At 38.5% G+C, this 3,170-nt stretch carries 1 protein-coding gene; it reads left to right on the top strand.

Annotation, left to right across the window (positions count from 1 at the left end):
- Nucleotides 1-2,737, top strand: a 2,737-nt coding sequence (locus EA341_RS00240; protein WP_293010673.1) for a histidine kinase, incomplete at its 5' end; no start/stop codon positions are given.
- Nucleotides 2,738-3,170 lie beyond the last annotated feature (433 nt).

The raw sequence follows: 3,170 nt of genomic DNA, 5'->3' as shown, positions 1-3,170 counted from the left end.
AGAAGACCACTTGGGCCAAATGTGGTTTGGTAGCTATGGTGGTGGAGTCACTCTATTCGACGGGAAGCAATTCCAAGTATTTGATCAATCTGATGGATTGATTGACAACCATATTCGTCATCTGTACCCTTATAAAGATAAGGTATTGGTGGGAACAGAAAATGGCATTTCCATCATCCACGTGAAAAACCGAGAAATTGAATCGCCGCAACAAACCAAGAGAGATCCTGACTTGAATTACACTTCAGGTTTTTTTCAGCATAATAATAGCCTTTATTATACTACCTATCGACAGGGTGTTTATGAAATTATTTTAGAATCGGGCGAAACCGAGGTGATAAAAGTAAATGACCATCTTCCCATTTATGCAATGGGACATTTTGGAGATAAAATTTACAGTTCTAATAAGGGTCATGTAGATCTTTTTGATGTGGATAACTTTTTGACAGAAAATCCAAAATCCAAGTCATTTGGACAATCAATCATTTGGTCTTATGTAAAGTATCCACCCGAAGGAAATTTTGGGGCAGCATGGGGCATTTACAAAGAAGACGGGGGAGTATTTTCACTTTCAGAAAACAACATGCTTTCCTTTGATATCCACTCGGGAATAGGGTTGAAAAATTTCATTTCTGCGGCGTATGATGATGAGAATAAGACTCTATATGCAGGGACTACTGATAAAGGACTTTTTGCCATACACTTAGATGACAAGATTTTTTCTTACCAAGACCAAAAAGAAGCTGCTTTGGGTTTTGTCGGACAATCCACTTTAGAGGCAATCCTTTATGCTGATGGGATCAAATTTGTGGATAAATCAATTTTTGTGGATAAAAAAGATTTCAAAGCAGCACAAGAACGGTTTTTGACAAAACTAAGTTATCCACTCCCTAAACATGAGGATAACTTTTTTGAAATGGACTATCATACAAATACGGAGGACATCATTTTTTATGAATTGCACACGCATACAGGGAATATTTGGGTAAACACCAATATTGGAATTTTTGAATTGGACAGCAATGGTCAATTTCTGTTCTACTTACCAGAACACAGCTATGTCATGAGTTTTAGTCCAGATGGTAAATTAATGGTTAGCCACCCCTATGCTGGATTAAGGGTATATGAAGATGTGAAAAGCTTCAAATACACGTATTACCATTCGGATCTGCCGGAGGTACCGAGACAACTTTCAAAAATGGTTTCTTCAAAAGAGAAGACCTTTTTTGCATCTGTCTTTCATGGCGTTTTTGATTATACAGAAAAAGCTGGTTTTAGGTCTTATATAGAGGAGGAAATGTGGGATGAAAAAAAATTCAAAACCATCCACATGGATTCAATTGGAAACCTTTATTTGGGGGCTGAATTTGGGGATTTGTATGTGGTTGGGCTTGAACCCGACTTTATCATCAAAAAACATATTCCTGCTTCAAGAATAATTGGAAACAGCATCCGTTTTTTAGAAACTTTTGACGATGCCATCTTGATCGGGACAGAGTCAGGTTTGAATATTTTTCATGATGAAACTATCAGGTTTATCGACCATGAACAAGGGTTAGGTAATGGTTTGATTCATTCTGGAAAAGTCATCAAGGACAAACTCTACATTGGATATGACAAAGGTTATTATGAATTAAGCCTTCCGAAGATTTTAGAAGAAAGAGATTATACCCATCAATTGGAAATCAGACAAATACTAGTCAATAATCAAGCATTCCAGCCTGATAAAATGCTATGGTTTACTTATAACCTAGACAAGATCTCTTTGAAAAACAATCAGAATAGTCTGGATATAGCCTTCAAGCCAACAGGACATCCATATCCTCAAAAACTACTTTATAGGTATCGGCTTGGAAAGGAGGAAAACTGGAGTGCTTACACCAAGGAAAGCAGTATTTCCCTGGCCTCACTTTCTTTCGGGAATTACCAGTTGGAAGTAGAGACTTTTGACCTCCATAGTGGCAAGTCAACTATCACCTCATTGCTGGGAATTGCCATCTCCCCCCCTCTGTATTTGAAATGGTGGTTTCTTTTGTTGGTCTTCTTAATCCTCTTGGGATTGGCTGGACTTATATTCAAATTAAGGTTGAGGCAGGTCAGGGAACAGGCGGAGGTCAACCAAAAGGTAGTCGAAACAAAATTGGAGGCCCTCAGGTCTCATATGAATCCTCACTTTATCTTCAATGCTATCAACTCCATACAGTACTATATTTTAGACAATCAAGGAGAAGAGGCACTGTCTTTTTTGGGGAAATTTTCCAAGCTGATACGCAATACCTTGGAAAACAGCATCAATCCCCACATACAATTACATAAGGAGGTGGAATACCTGCGTAACTATATAGAGTTGGAAAACAAAAGAACCAATAACCGGGTAAACTGGAAAATAGATGTTGCTCCTGAAATCGATGATTCTTTATTGAAAATCCCTCCAATGTTGATACAGCCATTTGTGGAAAATGTCTTCGTTCATGCTTTTAGTCCTGCCCATGAGAAACCAACCTTGGCCATTACTTTTTCCCCACCTGAGGAGAACATGATTACCTGTGCGATATGGGACAATGGCAGGGGTATTCAGAATACCGAAAAAGAAAAATACTATACCTCAAGAGGAATAGATTTGGTGAGAGAGAGATTATCCCTTTTACCGGGTTATAATTCCGAGAGTATTCAGGTAAACTCTGGACCGGAACAGGGTACAGAAATCATCATTCGCATCCCCTATTTTTTCAAATAACCTCCAAATCGCAGCGAATATCCTTGAAAACCCCGCGAATGTTAAATAAAAAAATATGAATAGGGATATCTGCTATCTTTGTATATACCTGAATAAGCACCAGGTAATTTTTTTAATAAAAGCCGGGTCTACATCTGGGTGAGATGAGGCTCGGCTTTTTTCGTTTGGGTATGGGGTTCACGCGTAACTTGTCCCGAATCGGGAGGAGGCTAAGGAGCAAAGAACGATTATCTCCCGCTGATATCGCAGAATTTCGCAGATGGGACTTGGTAAGATGATGTCTTGGAATTCAAGAATAAAGCAGGCTTTACCTTGTCATTTCGAGAGTAACGAGAAATCTATTTTTGGCTTCACACAAAGTGAATATTTCTGTTATTAAATTTTCTTTGTGTGCTTTGTGCCTCTGTGGTTATTAATTTTCACCACAAAGACA

Source organism: Mongoliibacter sp. (assembly GCF_007692705.1).
GTDB lineage: Bacteria > Bacteroidota > Bacteroidia > Cytophagales > Cyclobacteriaceae > Mongoliibacter.
This window is presented reverse-complemented; position numbering and strand designations above follow the sequence as displayed.